General features: G+C 73.7%; 16 protein-coding genes and 1 pseudogene. 12 read left to right on the forward strand and 5 right to left on the reverse strand.

Features of this window, described 5'->3' with window-relative positions; translation table 11 throughout:
• Window positions 1–6: 6 nt before the first annotated feature.
• Genes ACE7GA_RS06490 through ACE7GA_RS06505 form a run of 4 tightly spaced genes read right to left on the reverse strand, consistent with a single transcriptional unit; the run spans window position 7 to window position 5,187 of the window.
• The gene (locus ACE7GA_RS06490) at window positions 7–1,584 is read right to left on the reverse strand and encodes an AMP-binding protein (protein WP_376097311.1); all 1,578 of its coding nucleotides are present in this window, start codon (window positions 1,582–1,584) and stop codon (window positions 7–9) included.
• Complete coding sequence (locus ACE7GA_RS06495; RefSeq protein WP_376097314.1) at window positions 1,581–2,318, reverse strand: enoyl-CoA hydratase/isomerase family protein; 738 nt, start codon at window positions 2,316–2,318, stop codon at window positions 1,581–1,583. The genes ACE7GA_RS06490 and ACE7GA_RS06495 overlap by 4 nt, the downstream gene beginning before the upstream one ends.
• A complete protein-coding gene (locus tag ACE7GA_RS06500; protein ID WP_376097317.1) occupies window positions 2,315–3,514 on the reverse strand; it encodes a CaiB/BaiF CoA transferase family protein in 1,200 nt (399 codons plus the stop codon). Before ACE7GA_RS06500 ends, ACE7GA_RS06495 begins: the two co-directional genes overlap by 4 nt.
• Complete coding sequence (locus ACE7GA_RS06505; RefSeq protein WP_376097320.1) at window positions 3,511–5,187, reverse strand: tripartite tricarboxylate transporter substrate-binding protein; 1,677 nt, start codon at window positions 5,185–5,187, stop codon at window positions 3,511–3,513. The genes ACE7GA_RS06500 and ACE7GA_RS06505 overlap by 4 nt, the downstream gene beginning before the upstream one ends.
• Before the next feature lie 107 nt (window positions 5,188–5,294).
• On the opposite strand from ACE7GA_RS06505, the gene ACE7GA_RS06510 reads away from it, so the two are divergent.
• The 8 genes from ACE7GA_RS06510 (at window position 5,295) to ACE7GA_RS06545 (ending at window position 14,169) form a co-directional block, all read left to right on the forward strand.
• Window positions 5,295–6,254 (forward strand): Bug family tripartite tricarboxylate transporter substrate binding protein, encoded by a 960-nt coding sequence (locus ACE7GA_RS06510; RefSeq protein WP_376097323.1) that lies wholly within the window; start codon window positions 5,295–5,297, stop codon window positions 6,252–6,254.
• Between the two features lie 32 nt (window positions 6,255–6,286).
• The gene (locus tag ACE7GA_RS06515; protein WP_376097326.1) at window positions 6,287–6,598 is read left to right on the forward strand and encodes an SDR family NAD(P)-dependent oxidoreductase; all 312 of its coding nucleotides are present in this window, start codon (window positions 6,287–6,289) and stop codon (window positions 6,596–6,598) included.
• Complete coding sequence (locus ACE7GA_RS06520) at window positions 6,532–7,305, forward strand: SDR family oxidoreductase (RefSeq protein ID WP_376097329.1); 774 nt, start codon at window positions 6,532–6,534, stop codon at window positions 7,303–7,305. Before ACE7GA_RS06515 ends, ACE7GA_RS06520 begins: the two co-directional genes overlap by 67 nt.
• A complete protein-coding gene (locus ACE7GA_RS06525) occupies window positions 7,280–7,411 on the forward strand; it encodes a hypothetical protein (RefSeq protein ID WP_376097332.1) in 132 nt (43 codons plus the stop codon). Before ACE7GA_RS06520 ends, ACE7GA_RS06525 begins: the two co-directional genes overlap by 26 nt.
• Before the next feature lie 275 nt (window positions 7,412–7,686).
• Window positions 7,687–10,545 (forward strand): ATP-dependent DNA helicase, encoded by a 2,859-nt coding sequence (locus ACE7GA_RS06530; protein ID WP_376097336.1) that lies wholly within the window; start codon window positions 7,687–7,689, stop codon window positions 10,543–10,545.
• Window positions 10,546–10,580: 35 nt separating this feature from the next.
• Window positions 10,581–11,021, forward strand: coding sequence for a tellurite resistance TerB family protein (locus ACE7GA_RS06535; RefSeq protein WP_376097339.1), 441 nt, complete (start codon window positions 10,581–10,583; stop codon window positions 11,019–11,021).
• A gap of 300 nt (window positions 11,022–11,321) precedes the next feature.
• Complete coding sequence (locus ACE7GA_RS06540; RefSeq protein ID WP_376097342.1) at window positions 11,322–11,834, forward strand: hypothetical protein; 513 nt, start codon at window positions 11,322–11,324, stop codon at window positions 11,832–11,834.
• Between the two features lie 826 nt (window positions 11,835–12,660).
• Window positions 12,661–14,169: a L,D-transpeptidase family protein gene (locus ACE7GA_RS06545; protein WP_376097345.1), complete on the forward strand. Its 1,509-nt coding sequence runs from the start codon at window positions 12,661–12,663 to the stop codon at window positions 14,167–14,169.
• Between the two features lie 47 nt (window positions 14,170–14,216).
• On the opposite strand, the gene ACE7GA_RS06550 is transcribed toward ACE7GA_RS06545, so the two are convergent.
• A complete protein-coding gene (locus ACE7GA_RS06550) occupies window positions 14,217–15,167 on the reverse strand; it encodes a hypothetical protein (RefSeq protein WP_376097348.1) in 951 nt (316 codons plus the stop codon).
• Between the two features lie 129 nt (window positions 15,168–15,296).
• Here ACE7GA_RS06550 and ACE7GA_RS06555 point away from each other — a divergent pair, with 129 nt between their 5' ends.
• The 4 genes and pseudogenes from ACE7GA_RS06555 to ACE7GA_RS06570 all read left to right on the forward strand — a co-directional run bounded on the left by ACE7GA_RS06555 (window position 15,297) and on the right by ACE7GA_RS06570 (window position 19,218).
• Window positions 15,297–16,628, forward strand: coding sequence for an NAD(P)/FAD-dependent oxidoreductase (locus tag ACE7GA_RS06555; RefSeq protein WP_376097351.1), 1,332 nt, complete (start codon window positions 15,297–15,299; stop codon window positions 16,626–16,628).
• A gap of 91 nt (window positions 16,629–16,719) precedes the next feature.
• Complete coding sequence (locus ACE7GA_RS06560; protein ID WP_376097354.1) at window positions 16,720–16,968, forward strand: hypothetical protein; 249 nt, start codon at window positions 16,720–16,722, stop codon at window positions 16,966–16,968.
• Window positions 16,969–17,179: 211 nt separating this feature from the next.
• On the forward strand, window positions 17,180–17,401 hold the full coding sequence (locus ACE7GA_RS06565; RefSeq protein ID WP_376097357.1) for a hypothetical protein: 222 nt from the start codon (window positions 17,180–17,182) through the stop codon (window positions 17,399–17,401).
• A 559-nt stretch (window positions 17,402–17,960) separates the two neighbouring features.
• Window positions 17,961–19,218: pseudogene (locus ACE7GA_RS06570) on the forward strand (RsmB/NOP family class I SAM-dependent RNA methyltransferase).

Genomic DNA, 19,218 nt, shown 5'->3' on the forward strand with positions numbered 1-19,218 from the left:
GCAGGATCAGGGGGCGGCGAACAGCCCCCGCGCGTGCTCCCGCAGCTTCGCCTTCTGCACCTTCCCGCTGGCGGTCATCCCGATCGGCTCGAAGTCCGGCACGATCCGCAGGTGCCGCGGCATCCGGAAGTTCGCGACCTTGGGCCGTAGCCAATCCAGCAGCGCCGCCTCATCCGCCGCAGCGCCGGCGCGGACGGTGCAGAAGGCCACCGGCACCTCCCCCAGCCGTCCATCGGGAATGCCGACCACCTGCGCCATTTCCACGTCGGGATGGCCCAGCAGCACTTCCTCGACTTCCGCCGGCGCCATGTTCTCGCCCCCCACGCGGATCACGTCCTTCAGGCGCCCGACCATGCGCAGCCGCCCGTCGTCCGTCAGCGTCCCGAGGTCGCCCGTCCGCAGCCAGCCATCCGCCGTGAAGGCGCCGGCCGTCGCCTCGGGGTTGTTCAGGTAGCCACGCATGACGTTCCAGCCACGGACCTGGATTTCCCCGTCCTCGGCGATGCGAACCTCGACGCCGGGGTGCGGCTTCGCCAGCCCTTCGATCCGGAGTTCCGCCGGATCGCGCCAGTCGCTCAGCACGACGTTCGGGGAGGCCTCTGAGAGCCCGTAGGCCACGCAGACATGGCGCGCGCCCGTTTCCGCCATGATCCGCCGCATCGTCGCCGGCCCAGCCGCCGCCCAGCCGCCGCGCAGGTGCAGGCGCCGCTGCGGGAGGTCAGGATGCGCCAGCATCATCTGGAACAGGGAGTCGTTGCCGGAGGTCAGCGTGCATCGCTCCGCCTCCATCATCGCCAGCGCTTCTCCGGCCTCGAAGGTCGGCAGCGTGACGAGGCAGCAGGGCGTGACGAGGGCCACCAGAAGCGACAGCGTCGTCCCCGCCACGTGGAAGAAGGGCCGGCAGTTGAAGTAGCGGTCGTCAGGGTGGACCCCCATGCGGAGCGACACGGCATGCGCGTCCCGCAGCATGTTGTGGTGCGTCAGGATGACGCCCTTGGGGAAGGAGGTCGTGCCTGAGGTGAACTGGATCAGCAGCGTGTCGTCGTCCCGCACGGCGGCCCGGGCCGGCGCGACATCCACGCCCTCCCCGTCACGCAGGAATTCGTCCCACGTCATCGCGCCGCTCGGCACGTCCTCGCCCGTCAGCACGACGTGCCGCAGCGTCGGCAGCGCCTTCCCGGGCAGCGCGCGATCGAGCGCCGGCTCCGCTTCCCGCAACATCGCGGCGAAGTCGAGCTTCAGGAACCGCCCCGCCGCCAGCAGCGCCACGCACCCGGCCTGACGCAGCGCGAAGGCCATCTCCGGCGGCTTCCAGCGCGTGTTGAGCGGCACCGTGACCGCCCCGATCAGCGCCGCGCCGTAGAAGGACGCGACCCATCTCTCGTCATTGCCCATCAGCAGCCCGACGAAGTCCCCGCGCCGAACCCCGATGGCCAGCAAGGCACGTGCGACCCGGTGCGCCGCCTCGGAAACCTCCGCATGGGTCAGCCGTGCCGTCGGGGTGACGAGCGCTTCCTCCGCACCGCGCGCAACGACGGCGTCGCCCAGGAAGTCACTCAGCGTGCGCGGAACCCAGTCGCTCACGGCTTGCCGAACCCCGCCACGCCCGCGCGCCAATCGCCTGCCAGAATTTCCTCGATGGCCAGGATTTCCGTTGCCAGCGCGCCGCGGGGATCGCGCTCCAGCCCTTCATCCACGCAGCGCTTCGCGACGGCCATCGCGTGTGGCGGCGCCTTGACGATGGTCGCGACCATTGCCGCCACCGTCTCTTCCAGAGCCTCCGGCGCGACGACGCGCGTCACCAGACCCGCCTCCCGCGCCTCCTCGGCGGACAGGGTGCGCCCGGTGAACATCATGTCCTTCGCCAGCCGCTTGCCCAGGATGCGCGGCAGCCGCTGCGTCGCCCCCACCGTCCCCCACAGCGCCTCCGGCGTACGGAAGGACGCGGCCGGCGTCGCGACGACGAGGTCGCAGGCCCCTGCGATCTCGCAGCCCGAACCCACCGCGGGGCCTTCCACCACGGCGATGGCGGGCATCGGCAACCGTTCGATCGCGTCATAGGCCGCGAAGGCACGCAGGCGCCTCGCCCGCACGTCGTTCTCGGTCATGCCCTGGCGTTCCTTCAGGTCGGCACCCGCACAGAAGACCGGCCCCTCCGCCCGCAGGACGACGACGCGGGCGCCCTCCGCCACCGCCCGGCGCGTCGCGTCCAGAAGTGCCAAGCACATCGCCATGTTCAACGCGTTCCGTGCCTGCGGCCGTGCCAGCGTGACGGTCGCGACGCCGTCCTCCGCTGCGTAGCGGACCGGATCGGTCATATAGCCCCCGCCGCCCGCAATTCGGCGATCCGCGCCGCGGCCATCCCCAGCATGTCGCGAAGCACCTCCTCCGTATGCTCGCCCAGCAGGGGCGGCCGCTCGATCCGCGGTCCCTCCCAGCCCTGGAAGCGCAGCGGTACCGGCAATGCCGGAAACGACCCGAGGACCGGATGCGCGAATTCCCGCACCATCCCCCGCACCCGCACCTGCTCGTCCGACAACACCTCGTCCAAGTTCAGCACCGGCCCGGCCGGAACGTCCGCCGCGTCCAGCAGCGCAAAGGCCTCGGCCCGCGTCAGCCGCGCCATGGCCCCGCCGATCGCCGCCATCACCTCCTCGCGCCGCGCGAGACGCCCGGCATTCCCGGCCAGCCCCGGATCGTCCTGCATCCCGTCCAGGCCGAGCGCCGCGCACAACGGCACCCAGTGCTGGTCGGAACAGGTGATGTGCAGGTACTTCCCGTCCGTGCAGCGGAAGGATGCCGACGGCACGCGCCCCGGATGCTCCGTCCCCAGCCGCGGCGGCACCTCCTCCAGCGCAAAGTATCGCGCCGCCGCGATCGTCAGCAGCGCCACCTGCGCGTCGAACATGGACACGTCCACGTATCCCCCCTGCCCCGTGCGTTCGCGGCCGTGCAGCGCCGACAGGATGGCGATGGCGACCCACAAGCCGGAGGTCAGGTCCGCCACCGGCAGCCCCGGCTTCACCGGCCCGCCGCCGCGCTCGCCGGTCAGCGACATCAGCCCGCCCATCGCCTGGAAGACGGTGTCGTAGCCCTTCCGCCGCGCATAGGGCCCGTCCTGCCCGAAGCCGGTGCAGGACACGTAGACCAGCCGCGGGCATTCCGCCTGCAGGGACGCATAATCCAGCCCGCGCCGCTTGAGCGTGCCCGCCGGGAAGTTCTCCACCAGCACGTCGGCCTGCCGCGCCAGCCCGCGGATCACCTCACGCCCGGCGTCGTGCCGCATGTTCACGGTGACCGACCGCTTCGAACGGTTGCAGGCCATGTAGTAGGCGCTGACCTCCTCGCCGCCCTCACCCTTCGCGAAAGGCTCGAAGGACCGCGTTTCGTCCCCCGTGCCCGGCTGCTCCACCTTGATCACCTCGGCGCCCAGTTCCGCCAGGATCATGCTCGCGAAGGGGCAGGCCAGCACCCGCGACAGGTCGAGGATGGTGATCCCCTCCAGCGGCCTCATTCCGCACGCTCCGGCAGCGGGCGCCCCGGGCCCAGGGCCACGCGCTCGGCCCGCGCCGCGTCCTGAGCGGCCGCCACGGCTTGCGGCGCCCGCGCCAGCACCCGCTTCAGCGCGGCAATCGCCGCGGGCGGCAGCGTCGCCGCGGCCTCGGCCAACGCGACCGCCTCGCCGACCAGCGCCGCGGGCGGTACGACGCGGTTCACCATGCCCCAGCGCAGCGCCTCCTCCGCCGGCACCGTCCCGCCCGTCGCCATCACCTCGAAGGCCCGCTTCCGCGGCAGGTGCGGCGACAAGATCGGCGGCAGGATGGAGGGGAAGATGCCGTGCTGCGCCTCGGGAAAAGCGAAGCACGCGTCCTCCGCTGCCACGACCATGTCGCAGCCCAGCGCCAGCACCGCCCCGGTCCCGACCGCGGTCCCCTGCACCGCCGCGACCACCGGTCTCGCACACTCGCCGGGCGCCCGCAGCATCGCCTCTGTCAGCGCGACGCGCGCATCGTAGAGCGCGGCGTCACCGCGGATCGGCCGCATTTCCTCGAGGTCCCCGCCGGCGCAGAACAACGCGCCCTCCGCGCGGATCACCACCGCCGCGACGGCCGGATCCTCACCCGCCTCGCGCAGCCCGGCGATCAGCGCCTCGGTCATCGCGCGATCCAGCGCGTTCCGCTTCGCCGCGCGGTCGAGCACCAAAAGCCGGACCCGTCCCCGCATCTCCGTCCGGATCATAGCGCGCTGACGCCCGCGCGCCGTACCACCGGCGCCCATTTCCCCGCCTCGGCCCGCAGGAAGGCCAGGTACTCCTCCCGCGACATGGGCGAGGCCTCCCCGGCCTGCGCCGCGAAGGCGCGCACCAGCGCCTCGCTCCGCAACGCCGCGACCGCCGCGGCGTGGAACCGCTCGGCCATCGGCGCCGGTGTCGTCGCGGGCACCGCCAAACCATACCAGTTGTCGGAGATCACACGGGGCATGCCGAGCTGCCGTCGTCGGCACGTCCGGCAGCAGCGGCACGCGGTACGCCGTGGTGACCGCCAGCGCCCGCATCGCGCCGGAATCGATGTGCGGCTTCAGTACCGGCACGTCGGCCACGATGTACTCGATCCGCCCGGCCAGCAGGTCCGTCGCCGCCGGCGCCGCGCCGCGGTAGGGGACGTGCGTCACCTCGATCCCCGCCTCGCTCGCGAAGAGAGCGCCCGCCAGGTGCGTCAGCGATCCCACCCCGGCTGAGCCGAAGTTCAGCGCCCCCGGCGCCGCCTTTGCCGCGGCCACCAGCGCCGCCACGTCCCGGTGCGGCCCGCGCGCGTTTACTGCCAGCACCTCCGGCACCTTCACGACCACCGTCAGGTGCGCGAGGTCCCGCCAGATGTCGAAGGGCATCGCCCCCGGCATCGCCGGCGCCACCGACAGTGCGCCCGGCCCGGTGAAGCCGAAGGTCGTGCCGTCCGGCGCCGCACGCGCCGCGACTTCCGTCCCGATCACGCCGCCCGCACCGGCACGGTTCTCGATCACCACCGGCGCGCCGAGCGACGCGGAGAACGCTTCCGCGAAGATCCGCCCGAATATGTCCGCCGGCCCGCCCGCCGCGAAAGGCACGATCAGCCGCGCCGGCCGCCCCTGCGCCGTCGCGCCGCCCGCCACGGCCAGCCCCGCCAGCCCGAACACCGCGCGCCGCCGCATGGCAGACCCCCCGCCCGTCCCGCCCCGTTCTTCACCATCGCGCGGAAGGCCCGTCAATCAGTTGATCAGGTCAACCATTGATGCGACCGTCCACGCCAACGGAGGAAATGCATGCTGACCGCGCGGCGAAGCCTGCTGGCCGCCCCCTGCTCGCGACGCCCGCGATCGCCCAGCCCCGCTGGCCCAGCCGCCCCGTGCGCATCATCGTCCCCTTCGCCGCCGGCGGCCCGACCGAGGTCCCCGCACGCTTCATCGCCGAACACCTGACGCACCGCCTCGGCCAGCCCTTCATCGTCGAGCCCCGCCCCGGCGCCGGCGGCGCGCTCGGCGTGCAGGCCGCGGTCGCCGCCAATGACGGCCACACGCTGCTCTTCACCACCTCCTCGATCGCGATCCTGCCCTCGCTCATGCAGAACCCGGGCTACGACCCCTTTCGCGACGTGGTCCCCGTCACCCTCGCGACCGACGCGCCGCTCGCCCTGCTCGTCCGGCCCGACCATCACCTGCGCGACCTCGCCGACCTCGTCACGAAGTCCCGCGACCGCCCCGAAGCCCTGTCCTACGGCTCCTCCGGCAACGGCAGCACGACGCACCTCGCCGGCGAACTCCTCCGCGCCCGCGCGAACATCCCGCTGCTGCACGTGCCCTACCGTGGCATGGCCCCCGCCACGAACGCCCTCTACGCCGGCGACACGGACACGCTCGTCGTCGGCATGGTCGAGGCCATGCCGCATCTCCGGGACGGCCGCCTCCGCGCCCTCTGCGTCACGACGCCGCGCCGCATCCCGCAGCTCCCCGACGTGCCCGCAGTCGCCGAGGCCGCGCCGGGGTTCGGCATCACCATCTGGTACGCCCTCTTCGCCCCCCGCGGCACGCCGGAGGAGGTGGTGGCGCGCCTGGCCGAGGAAGTCGCCCCCCTCGCCCACGGCACCCCGCTCGCCCGCCGCATGGAGGAATCCGGCGTCGCCCTCCTCCTCGACGGCCCCGCCCCGCTCGCCGACCGCCTGCGCCGGGAGGTCCCTCTGTTCCGCGACCTGATCACGACGAGCAACATCCGCCCGGATTGAGCGTTCGGCGCCCGCATCGGGGGACGACGAGGATGAGCGACGGCAAGCGCGTGGCACTGGTGACCGGCGGCGCCCACGGCATCGGCCGCGCCATCGCGCGGCGCCTCTCCGCCGATGGCTGGCACGTCGTCACGGCCGACCTGAAGGACGCCGAACCCGTCCCGAACGGCCGCCACGCCGCCGCCGACACCGCCGACGAATCCGCCGTCCGCACGCTGATCGCCGGCATACGCGCCGCGAAGGCCGCCTGGACGGCCTCGTCGCCAATGCCGGCATCATGGTCCGCAAGCCCCTGCGCGACCTGGCGCTGGAGGACTGGTCCCGCGTCATCGCGACGAACCTGACCTCCACCTACCTCCTGGCCCGTGCGGCGGAGGACCTGCTGCGCGCCGCGCACGGCTCAATCGTCGCCATCGCCTCCACCCGCGCCCACCAGTCCGAACCGGACACCGAATCCTACGCCGCCTCGAAGGGCGGCCTCGTCGCGCTCACCCACGCGCTCGCCATCTCCCTCGGCCCCGAGATCCGCACGAACGTCATCTCCCCCGGTTGGATCAACGTGACGGGGGACGAACCCTCCCGCCGCGACCACGAACAGCACCCCGCTGGCCGCGTCGGCCGCCCCGAGGACATCGCCGCCCTCGCCGCCTGGCTCCTCGGCCCCGAGAGCGGCTTCGTCACCGGCGCCGAGTTCGTGTCCGACGGCGGCATGACGAGAAAGATGATCTACGAAGGTAGGTCGCGCGACCGGTCGCGACACCACGCGACGACCGACCGCACCGCGCCGCGCAGCCCTGCCGCGCGCCGCACGCAACTTCACGCGACCGATGCGACCCGCCGCGCTGCTGCGCGCGATCGAACCGTGACGTCGCGCCCGTACACCCCGCGTCACACACGGCGCGCCCGGCTCAACGGGCGGCCATCACGACGAGAACGACGCCATGAGCACCACGATCGCGGCCCTGCCCGCCCTCTCCGCCACCCCGCGGCCCGCCCGCGACGGCCTCTTCGCCGCACTCGGCGCCTTGTGGACGCGCTCCGCCCGCGGTGATGCGGCGGCCGTCGCGGACCTGCCGAACCACCTACGCTCCGACATCGGCCTGCCGCCAGCGCAGGAACTGCCGCGGCTCCGCACCGGCGCGATCTACGGCTGGTAGGCCAAGCCCTTCAGCGCCCCTCCCCGGGGTGCTGATGTCCTCGGCACCATCGCCGCCCCGCTTCGCAGCGGCCTCCCGCCGACGTGGGAGGCAGAGGGTTCTCAACGCGCGTCACCGTCCGGACGGTGACGCGTGGCCGGCATCGCCGGTCAGCCCGGAACCGCCGTCCCCCCACGCAGGCATCCCGCTCCCCGCACGACCGCCCCGTCGGAAAGGGCCCGAAACGCGAACACCCCGGGTCGCCCCGCCCGCCGCGCCGGGCTAGACACCCCCCGATGCCCCCGCCGGTCGCCGCCCCGCGCCTGCTGCTGCCCGAGGCGCCGGCCCTGGTCGCCGGCATCGGCCGCGGCACGCTCCTCACCCCCGACGGCGAGATCGAGACGCTGTCCACCCGCGACCTGTCGCGGCGCCTCGACCACCTGCCGCCGCCGATGCTCGTCCATGCGCCGGCAACCGCGCGCCGCATCGGCCTGCCGCCCTTCGCGGCGTCCTTCGACCTGCTGGAACTCTTCGCCTACGCCCTGCCCGCCCAACTCGCGGCACCCACGCCCCGCGGCCTGGCCCTCGCGCTCGACCTCGACCCGCCGCGCGACGACGAGGCCGCGGCGATTCTGCTCCCCGACATCGCCACCGCCATCCTGCGCCGTCTCTCGGGGTCGCGGACCAGCATGCCCAACCGCGACGCCGCGATCCTCGCCGCCCATCTCGGCAAGGGCATGGGCTGGCCCTGGGCGCAGAGCGTCCTGGCAGCACTGGGCCAGTCCGACGCCAAGCCCTCCAACGAACCCCTGAAGGTCTGGCGCCGCCTCCCCGAATGGGAGGAGACGGCGCAGCAGCCACCCGCCTCCTCCTTCACGGTATCGCCCAGCGATGCCCGGCGCCGCCTGGCCGACATCCTCGGCGAGGGCGCGGAGCAGCGTCCCGCCCAGGCCGACTACGCCTCCGCCGCCGCCCTCGCCTTCGCACCGCGCGAGGTGGAAGGCGAGCCCGCCCTCGTCCTGGCCGAAGCCGGCACGGGCACCGGCAAGACACTGGGCTACATCGCCCCGGCCTCCCTCTGGGCCGAGCGCAACGGCGCGCCCGTCTGGATCAGCACCTACACCCGCAACCTCCAGCGCCAGATCGACCAGGAACTGGTGCGACTGTTCCCGGACCCGGAGGAGCGCCGCCGCCACGTCGTCATCCGCAAGGGCCGCGAGAACTACCTCTGCTTGCTCTCGTATGAGGAAGCGGTCTCCGGCGCCCTCCCGTCGCGACAACTGGCGCTGGCCTTGGTCGCCCGCTGGGCACTCGCCACGCGCGACGGCGACATGCAGGGCGGCGACTTCCCAGGCTGGATCGCCGAACTCTTCCCTTGGGGCCACGTCGCCGGCCTGACGGACCGCCGCGGCGAATGCATCCACGCGGCCTGCCCGCATTGGCGCAAATGCGTCGTGGAACACACGATCCGCCGCGCCCGCACCGCGCGCCTCGTCATCGCCAACCACGCCCTGGTGATGGTGCAAGCGGCATTGGGCGGCGGCGAGGACCGCCCCGCCCTCCGCTACGTCTTCGACGAAGGCCACCACATCTTCGACGCCGCCGATTCCGCCTTCTCCGCCGAGATCAGCGGCGGCGAGATGGCCGAACTCCGCCGCTGGCTCCTCGGCGCGGAGGGCTCCCGCGGCCGCGCCCGCGGCCTCCGCCGCCGGCTGGAGGAGGTGACGGGCGATCACCCCGCCCTGATGCCGCTGGTCGAGGAAGCCCTGCGCCACGCCGGCGCCCTCCCTGGCCCCGGCTGGAACAGCCGCCTCGGCGACCCCGCTGAACCGGAGGAGCATGAGGACGAGGAGGGCAGGCCCCTCCCCGGCGTCCCCGCCGCGACCAACCGCGCGGAGGCCTTCCTCCGCACCATCGCCGCCCAGGTCACGGCCCGCAGCGAAGACTCCGATCCCGGCTACGACGCGGAATGCGACCTCCACCCCCTCGCCCCCGGCGTGGCGGAAGCCGGCGCCGCGCTCGAGGAAGCCCTGCGTCGCATCGAGACCCCGCTGAAGGCCCTGAACGAACACATCACCAACCTGCTGGAAGACCCCGACGCCGAACTCGAACTCGGCGACCGCATCCGCCTGGACACGGCCCGCCGCGTCGTGGACCGCCGGGCGCTACGCCCCCTCGCCGCCTGGCGCGCCATGCTCTCCGCCCTGGGCGCCCCGCCGACGGAACCGGGACAGCGCCGCCCCCACGTGGACTGGCTCGCCCTGACCCGCCGCGGCGGCGCGGTTGCCGACGCCGCCTTCCACCGCCATCACCTCGACCCCACCGAGCCCTTCGCCGCCGCCGTCGCCGCGCCCGCCCACGGGCTCGTCGTCACCTCCGCCACCCTCCGAGACACTGGGGAGGACGACCCGGAATCCGCCTGGGTCGAAGCCGAAGCCCGCACCGGCGCCGCGCACCTCCCACGCCCCGCGATCCGCGCCGCCGTCCCCTCCCCATTCGACTACGCGGGGCAGACCATGGCCCTCGTGGTGACGGACGTCGCCCGCGACGCCAACCAGACGGCGGCCGCGATGGAAGCCCTGTTCAAGGCCAGCCACGGCGGCGCCCTCGGCCTCTTCACCGCGATCCGTCGCCTCCGCGACGCGCATGCCCGCATGGCCCCGGGCCTGGAGGCCGCCGGCCTCCCCCTCTACGCCCAGCACGTGGACGCGATGGACAACGCCACCCTCGTGGACGTCTTCCGGGCGGAGGAAGACTCCTGTCTCCTCGGCACCGACGCGCTGCGGGACGGCGTGGACGTCCCCGGACGCTCCCTCCGCCTGTTGGTCTATGACCGCATGCCCTGGCCGCGCCCGACCATCCTGCACCGAGAACGCCGCCTCCACCTCTCCCACGGTCGTCCCAAGGCCTATGACGACGCCATCGCCCGCCACCGCCTGCGCCAGGCCTTCGGCCGCCTGATCCGCCGCGCCGACGACCGCGGCGTCTTCGTGACCCTCGACGCCCGCGCCCCCACCCGCCTCCTCGCCGGCCTGCCGCAGGGGGTCGAAACCCGCCGCGTCGGCCTCCGGGACGCCGTCCGCCTCACCCGCGACTTCCTGTCGCAAGCCGCGCCGGCCCCTCCCTCCATCCAAGGTGATCGCGAAACTCGTTGACCCGCCGGCCCGGGGCGGCAAACCCTGCGACCGCCATGGACATGCTCCCCTCCGGGTCCGACCCCATCGCCCGCTTCTCGGCCCAGGAAGCGCTGGTCTGCTCCATGGTGCTCATGGGCGTCTGCGATCGCAGCATGTCAGACGCCGAGCTCGGCATGATGTCCCGCCTCGTGCGCGAGCTTCCCGCCTTCGCCAACTTCCACGCGGCGGAGATCGGGACGGTGACCGAAACCGTCCTCGGCCTCCTCGAAACCCCCGACGGCCTCGACCACGCGGCCGAGATGATCCGGGAGGCCCTGCCCCCGCGCCTGCGCGAGACCGCCTACCTCCTGGCCTGCGAGGTCGGCGCGGCCGACGGAGAGCTCAGCCAGGAGGAACTCCGCTTCCTCCAGGACTTCCGCATCGCGCTCGACATCGACCGTCTCGTCGCGGGCGCCATCGAGCGCGCGGCGCGGGCGCGGTTTCAGGTGATCTGAACGGGGGTCTCGCCATTGGCCCCGGGTGAGGCCTTGCCGTCCCCCGGACCTCCTCCCACCCCTGCCACCAGAGAGCGGACGCTCTCCCCGGACCCGCGATCCGTTTCCGACGTCCCCGTCGGAAGCCCGGACGTCCAACATCTCGCGGGGTTCGGGGTGCCCGTCGGCACCCCGGCCGAGGGGTCTTGGGAGGCGGCGCCTCCCCAGGGCCGCGCGCGCCTGCGCCACCTGGACCACGAGCGGCCCGCAACGGTCCCCCGCGGCCGGCGTTGCTCCCCCCGACAGAACGGAGTGACGCCGATGCCCGAGACCCCCCAACCCACCCACTACCCGCGGGTCCACGCGTCCTTCCGCACCCAGGCGGAGGCCGACGAGGCCCTCTCCTACCTCGAGGGCGAGGCGATCCCCCGCGCCCAGCTCGCCGTCCAGCACGCCGACGCGCAGCCCCGCGCCACCGCGCGCGAGGAGACGGTGATCCCGAAGGAGACCGACGAGCCCCTGCGCGATGACGAGGAGCGCAACATCCGCATCCTCCGTACCAGCACCGCCGGCGTCGCCGCGGCCTTCGCGGCCGCCGGCGCGGTGGTCGCCACGGGCGGCGCGGCCCTGCCGGCCGTCGCGGCCGGCGTCGCCGCCGGTGCCGGCGCCGGCGCGCTGAGCGAGGGCGCCGCGCGCTCCGCCGGCACGCAGGGCGAGGCGCAGACCGACCACGCCGGACTGATCGTCGTCGTCACGCCGATGAACGCGGACCAGTCGGAGCGCGCGAAGGGCATCCTCCGCAAGGTTTCCGCCACCCGCGTCTGGGAGGAATAGGACCCGCCTCCCGCAGCGGCGCGCATCCCGGGCGCGTCCGCTGCCCGGGCGACGTACCGTCGCCCCCCACGGGCGGCCCCCGGCGGGCGGCCCGCAACGGTCGGCGCCGCCCTCGTCGGCCGTCGCCGCGCCGGCCGGACCTCACCTCGCCGCTCCGAAAGCCGCGCTGACCCAACCGATGCCGCGAAGGCGCCGCGCCGGGCCGGGTCTGCCGTCACCGGGCCGCGTGTGACCCCGAAGGAAAACCCGGTCCGTGCGGGGCTGCCGGCGAGCCAACCGCTCGCACGTCCGTCGATCGACGCCCAACCTTCGAGGCGCGCCGTTCGTGACGACCCCCGGACGGACGGGCACGGCAGGGCCAATGCTCCCGCGGCCGGTCCGGCTCCGCCGGCAACCGCGTCACCGGGCGGACGCGATCCGCCCGGCGCCACGTCTATGCGTCACTGCGTGGCGCCGCCGTAACCGCTCGAAGCCGCGTGCGGCCCGGAGACACGCACCCGGGCCGGTTACGGCACGCCGCGCAGCGCGCCGAACTACCCGCGGGCGCGCGGCACCCGGACGGGGGCAGGAGCCGGCGCCGGGGCCGGCGCGGGCGCCACCATGGGGGCCGGGGCCGGGGCCGGCGGCGGGTCCTGGGCGCAGGCGCTGAGCACCATCGTTGAAAGCGCGACAACCGCCACGGGAACGACGCGGCGGACCAGGCTTCCGGAAATCTCGAGCATCTGCTTCTCCCTTGCGCGACTCAGTGGGCGCCTCGGAATTGAAACGCAACAATCCGAGCGTCGTCCACCCAACAGTTTCGTGCGCGGGTCGGAAAAGGTCTGGCATGGCTCTCGGCTTCACCTTCACCACGGTCCGGGCACCGGGTCAGCGGAGCGTCGCGACCCCGGCCGGGGTCACGCGGCGGGCCGCCCTGGCCGGCGGCCCCGCCGCGCTCCTCGCGACGCTCGGCCTCACGGCCTGCGGCACGATCGCGCCCGCCGACCCGCCCGCCTTCGCCGTGCGGCGACCCCAACCCGGACCGCCGCCCGAGCCCGACCCGCCGCAGGAGAGCATCCCCGACACGGCCGCCGGCGAGCGGCTGAACGTCGCCCTCCTGCGGCGTTTCTACGCGCGGCACCGCTTCCAGCCGGTCTGGCCAGACCGCGGGGACGCGGCGGAGGCACTCGTCGCCGCCGTCCTGCGCGCCGAGGCCCACGGCCTGGACCCCGAACTCTTCCACGCCGCGGCCCTGCGGCGCGCCGCGGAACTGGCGCCGCCCGACCGCGAATGGCTGCTGTCGGATGCCGTCCTCTCCTACGCCGATGCGCTGGCACACGGCGTCGTCCCGGCCGACCGCCGCCGCCCCGCCGAGGCGCTGACGCCGGATCGGGTGGACGTCGCCGCCGCCCTCGATGCCGCGATCGGCAGCCCGGACCCCGCCGCGGTGCTCGAGTCGCTCGCGCCGGCTACGCCGTCCTACGCCGCGCTGCGCCGGGCCCTGGCGGAAGGGACCCCGGGCCCCGCGCCCGCCGGCCGGGCCGCCGCCGACCGCCGGCGCATGCTCGAGGCCAACCTGGAACGCCAGCGCTGGCTTCCGCGCGCGCTGCCACCCGACCGCGTCTGGGTGAACGTGGCGGACCAGCGCGTCGTCCTCTACCGCGCGGACCGCCCGGTCTTCTCCGCGCGTGTCGTCGTCGGCGCCGACGCCGAGCGCGACCAGAGCCCCGAGTTCCGCACGGAGATCGAGGGGATCTTCCTCAACCCTCCCTGGGTCGTCCCGAAGGACATCGTGGACGCCGAACTGCTGCCGAGGATCCGCCGCGACCCCGACTACCTCGCTCGCAACAACATGGTCCTCCGCGACGACGGAGAGGTCGAGCAGCGCGCAGGCCCCGATGCCGGCCTCGGCTACCTCATGCTCGACATGCCCAACCGCTTCGACGTCTACCTGCACGACACCCCGGGCCGGCACGTCTTCGCCCGCGACGACCGGCGACTGAGCCATGGCTGCATCCGCGTGGAGAACCCCCGCGACCTCGCCGCCCTGCTGATGGAGGAACCGGTCGAGGCCATCGACCGCGGGATCACGACGGGCGAGACCACCCGCCTCGCCCTGCCGCACCCGGTGCCGGTCTTCCTGGTCTACGAGACCGCTTTCGCGGACCCAGACGGCACCCTCCGGTTCCGCCCGGACTTCTACGGGCGCGACGCCCGGCTCTGGCAGCGGACCCGCGCGAACCCTGCCGCCGATCCGCCCCGCGCCGGGCCCCCGCCCGCCGCGCGGGGCCAACCCGCGAACCGCCGCGCCCCGGCGCGTCCCGTCACGCCACGGCGGCGCTCACTGACCGCCTGAGACTGCGGCGGCGGAGCGCCGGCGCCTCAAGGCGCATGCATCGGGACCTACATCCGCGGGCGCGCCGCGTTCTCCGGCACCCGCAGCGGCGTGAAGCTGAACAGGCCGGGCTCGGCGGGGTCCACCGTCACGCGCACGGCGTGCACCTCCGACGCGCCCATCACCATCAGCCGCGTCGCGTTCTCGATCGTCGCGCGGCCGCGGTCGCGCAGCGGCTGGTCGATCGTCAGCACGTGGCTGTCGCCGTGGATCATCAGCACCGGGCGCCCGAACCGCACGGCGCCCTCCGTCAGGGCCCGCACCGTGTCCGCGAAGCCGGAGGACAGGTCGTCCCGCGGCGTCCGCTCCTGCCACATGTCCGCCTGGAAGGCGAAGACGAGGCCGAGCGCACCCTCCCGCTCCGCCTGGGCGAAGCCCTCCGCGATCCAGGCCAGGTTCGCGGCGTTGCGCGCCATGAACTCCTCCGGCGCGCCGGCGCGGGGCTCGAAGTTGTTGTTGCTGCCGACGATGTGGACGGAGACGAAGCGCACGCCGTTGTGCAGCCAGCGCGCGTTCTCGACGTAGGTCGCGTGCGCCGGCATGAGGTCGGCCTGCCGCTCCACCGCGATGGGGCGCTGCCCCAGCGACCGTGCCTCGGCGAAGTGGATCCGCCGCACGAAGGCCAGCCGCTCCAGCGGGTCGAAGCCGCCCGCCGGACGACGGTGGCAATCCGTCCATTCGTTGTCGCCGACAGTGTAGACCACCGCGCCGGCGAAGCGGTCGAAATGCTCCTTCGACCGCAGGATCATCTCGTCCGTGCAGGGCGTGGAGCCCGCCTTCGTGTCGCCGACATGGATGGAGAAGACCGGGTTCACCGCGTTGATCCGGTCGATCAGGCGGTCATAGCGCGGGTGGTCCGCCGGCACGTTGTAGGGCATGTCGCCCAGCGCGACGAACTCGAAGCGCTGCGCCATGGCGGGCCAGGCGAGCAGCAGCAGAAGGGGCAGGATTCGCAGCATCGGAGCCTCACGATGACGTGTGTCCCCGATCCTGCCCATCGCCGTCCCCGGATCAACGGTCGTTTCGGTGACACGTCTTCACCACGACCTGCTTGACCCGCGCCGCGCCGCTTTGCTTCCTTCCGCCCCATGACGAACCCAACCCCCGACGTCGTCGTGATCGGCGGCGGCCCCTCCGGCTCCACCGCCGCCTCCTTCCTCGCGAAGGCAGGCCGCTCGGTCGTGCTGTTCGAGAAGGAGGCGCACCCCCGCTTCCACATCGGGGAATCGTTGCTGCCCCGGAACCTCGATATCCTCGAGCGCCTCGGCGTCCTCGACACCGTGCGCGGCATCGGCGTGCACAAGCCCGGCGCCGAGTTCGTCTCGGACCGCACGGGACGCTCCTGCGCGTTCCCGTTCCGCCACGCGCTGAACCAGGCCCGCACCCATGCCTGGCAGGTCCGCCGCTCGGAGTTCGACGAGGCGCTGTTCCGCAACGCCGCCCGCCTCGGCGCCGAGACGCACGAGGAGACCCGCGTCGCCGAGATCCGTTTCCCCGCCGAGGGCTTCGCCCGCCGCGGCGAACGCCCCGAGGTCGTCGCCAAGACGAAGGACGGCGGGGAGATCACGCTCCGCCCCCGCTTCGTCCTCGACGCCTCGGGCCGCGACACCTTCCTCGCGAACAAGGTCACGACGAAGAATTCGAACAAGTACAACAACACCGCGGCGATGTACGCCCACTGGCGCGGCGTCGAGCGGCGCGAGGGCGAGCTGGACGGCTACATCTCCATCCACCTCGCCGAGGATGGCTGGTTCTGGCTCATCCCGCTGCCCGGCGACGTCATGTCCATCGGCTTCGTCGGCAACCAGTCGGCCTGGAAGCACCGCAAGGGCAGCGCCCGCGACACGTTCCTCGACCGCGTTGCGTCCTCCCCCAGCGTCTCCGCCCGCGTCCGTGGCGCCGAGATCGTGGGCGAGATCTACTCCACCGCGAACTACTCCTACCGCGCGGCCTCCGGCACGGGCGAAGGCTACCTCATGATCGGCGACGCCTTCGGCTTCGTGGACCCGATGTTCTCGACGGGCGTGCTGATGGCGATGACCGCCGGCGAACTCGGCGCCAAGGCCGCCGACGGGTGGCTCGACGATCCCGTGCGGGGGGAGGCGATGTGCCGCGCCACGAACCTCGAACTGGCGCGCGCGATGGACCGCATCGGCTGGCTGATCTACCGCATCAATGACCCGGTGATGCGCAGCCTGTTCATGGCGCCGAAGAACACTCTGTGGATGCGCGACGGCATCATCAACATGCTCGCCGGCAACCTGGCGGGCGGACGCTTCGGCGACCCGCGCGCGATCCTGCCGATCCTGTCCTTCAAGGCGGTGTACCACGTGCTGTCCTGGATGCACCGCCGGGGCTGGGGGCCCGACATGCCGGAATCCCGCCCCGGCCCGATGGCGGTTCCCGCACCCGCGGAATGACGCCCCGGTGGTGGCTGGACCGTTGCAGGCCCTGCCACGAACTCCGGCCACCGCGCGCCGTTACCCCGCCTCCCGACAGGAGGAACGGCACGTGACGAACAAGCATCCCCAGCACACGGGTCAGGAGGATGGGCTCGGCGAAGGCATCCCCCGCCCGCCCTCCGACCTCGACCGCAACCCGGGCATCGGCTCCTCGAAGGGCATCTTCGGCCGCGGCACGGATCCGAAGGTCCTGAACGGCGACAGCACGGACGAAGGCGACGTGATGAACGATGCCGACCAGAGCGGCCACCGCGCCGGCGGCGTGGACCCCGACCACCGGGGCCGGACGAACAAGTAGCGGCGAGCAAGGAGCGGCGCGGAGGCGCCGGCGGTCCGACCCCGCCACGCAGCTCCATCGGTGGACGCGGCCCCGGCGACCTCGAACGACACCGACCTGCCGGGTCGTCCATGCCGCCTCCCGTCGCATCGGCAGCGGGCGGGCATGGCAGCCCCGGATGCCGGTGACGCGGCGCCCCGCCGCGCGTTGTCCCGGGGTCAAGGAGGCCACCATGTCCGACCAGCCCGCCATCCCCGAGATGCCGCCGCCCGAACGCGGCCCCGAGATCACCCCCGGTGGAGGCGGCCCCGAGATGCCGACCCCCGGCCCTGACATCCAGCCGCCCGCAGGGCCGGAGATGCCCGTGATCCCGGACCCCACCGGCCCGGCGACGCCAGGCCCGGAGATCATCCCGCCATCCGTCCCCGGTGGCGCGCCCCCCGCGGTGATGTGACTCCCGGAGGGCCGACGAGATACCACCATTCATTCCTTGCATAAGGAATAAAGTCTAGGATACGGTGCCGGCGTGCGCGCATACCGTCCCACGCCGGCCCTGACCGGTCCTTCCGCAGAACACCGGGCGAATCGCGCCCGGAGCCTTCGCCGCTTGCCCGCGCCGCCAAGCCGGGCCGCGCATTCCATCCCTGGTGGCCGGCTTCCGGCCCTCGCCATCATGCTCGCATTGCTCCGGGTCGCGCGGATCCTTCGACGGCCCCGCACCCAACCTGCGGAAGGCTTTTGTCCGAACCCCTCGCATCCTGGCGGGATCGGAATGGTCCACCTCCACCCCGACTGCCCCGCCTTTTGTCCGAAGCCCGCCATGCCGGCCGGAACCCAACCCGGGACTGCCCCAAGACCCCGCGCCGTCCCTCTGCGCCCCGCCAGGGCCGCCGCCTGCAACGCTCCTGCCCCCCCGCAGGCACTTTTTGTCCGAGATCTGCGCATCCCCTTCCAACCCCGCGCCGCGGCAGCCGCCCCCGGACGCGCGCCGCGGCCCGTGGCATAGCCCGGCCATGACGCCGCCCCTCCCTGGCACCGCCACCCGCGCCGCCGCCCTCTCCCTCCTCTCCGCCGTGCTGGAACGTCGCCGCACGCTGGAGGAAGCGCTGGATGCTCTCCCCGCCCGCCTCGAGGCGCGGGACCGCTCCGCCGCCCACCGCATCGCAGCTGCCGTGCTGCGCCGGATCGGCAGCCTCGACGCGGTGCTGGAACCCTACCTGCGCCGCGAGCCCCCGCCTCCCGCGCGGCAGGCCCTGAGGATCGGCGCCGCCGAACTCCTGGTCCTCGGCACCCCCGCCCACGCCGCGGTCTCCGGCGCCGTCGCCGTCGCGCCGAAGCCCCTGGCGGGGCTGGTAAATGCGGTCCTCCGCAAGGTTGCAGCGGAGGGCCCCGCGGCGCTGGAGGCCCTGGACGGGCCGCGCCTCGACACCCCCCTGGCTCTGGTCCGCCTGGCACGCCGCCTACGGCCCGGCGGTGCGGGACATCGCCCGCGCGCACCTGTTGACCGCCCCGCTGGACCTCTCCCTCAAGCCCGGCGCCTCCGCACCGGACGGCGCGGAGATCCTGCCCGGCGGCACCGCCCGCCTCCCCGCCGGCACCCGCATCACCGACCTGCCCGGCTTCGCCGAGGGCACGATCTGGGCGCAGGACGCCGCGGCAAGCCTCCCCGCCCGCCTCCTCGCGGCGCGTCCCGGCGAGCGCGTCGCCGACCTCTGCGCCGCCCCCGGCGGCAAGACCGCGCAACTGGCCGCGACCGGCGCGACCGTCACCGCCGTCGAAAAGGAACCGCGCCGCGCCGAACGCCTGAGCGAGAACCTGACCCGCCTCCACCTCGACGCCGAGGTGATCGTCGCCGACGCGCTGGAATGGCCCGCGACCCGCGCCGGTGCCTATGACGCCGTGCTGGTCGACGCCCCCTGCACCGCGACCGGCACGATCCGCCGCCACCCCGACGTGCAACACCTCAAGCGGGCCCGCGACGTCGCCGGCCTCGCGCAGACCCAGGCCAACCTGCTGCGCGCCGCCACCTCCCTGCTGCGCCCCGGCGGCCGGCTGGTCTTCGCCGTCTGCTCCCTCCAGCCCGAGGAAGGCGAGGCCCACGTCGCGCGCCTCGACGCCCTCGGCCTGCGCCGCGACGCCATCCGCCCCGACGAAGTCCCCGGCCTGGAACACGCCCTGCGGGACGGCGCCCTCCGCACCCGCCCCGACCTCTGGCCCGAGCGCGGCGGCATGGACGGCTTCTTCGTCTGCCGCGCCGTGGCGGCGCGCTGA

Origin of the sequence: Roseomonas sp. CCTCC AB2023176 (assembly GCF_042259275.1) — a bacterium.
Classification (GTDB): Bacteria; Pseudomonadota; Alphaproteobacteria; order Acetobacterales; family Acetobacteraceae; genus Roseomonas.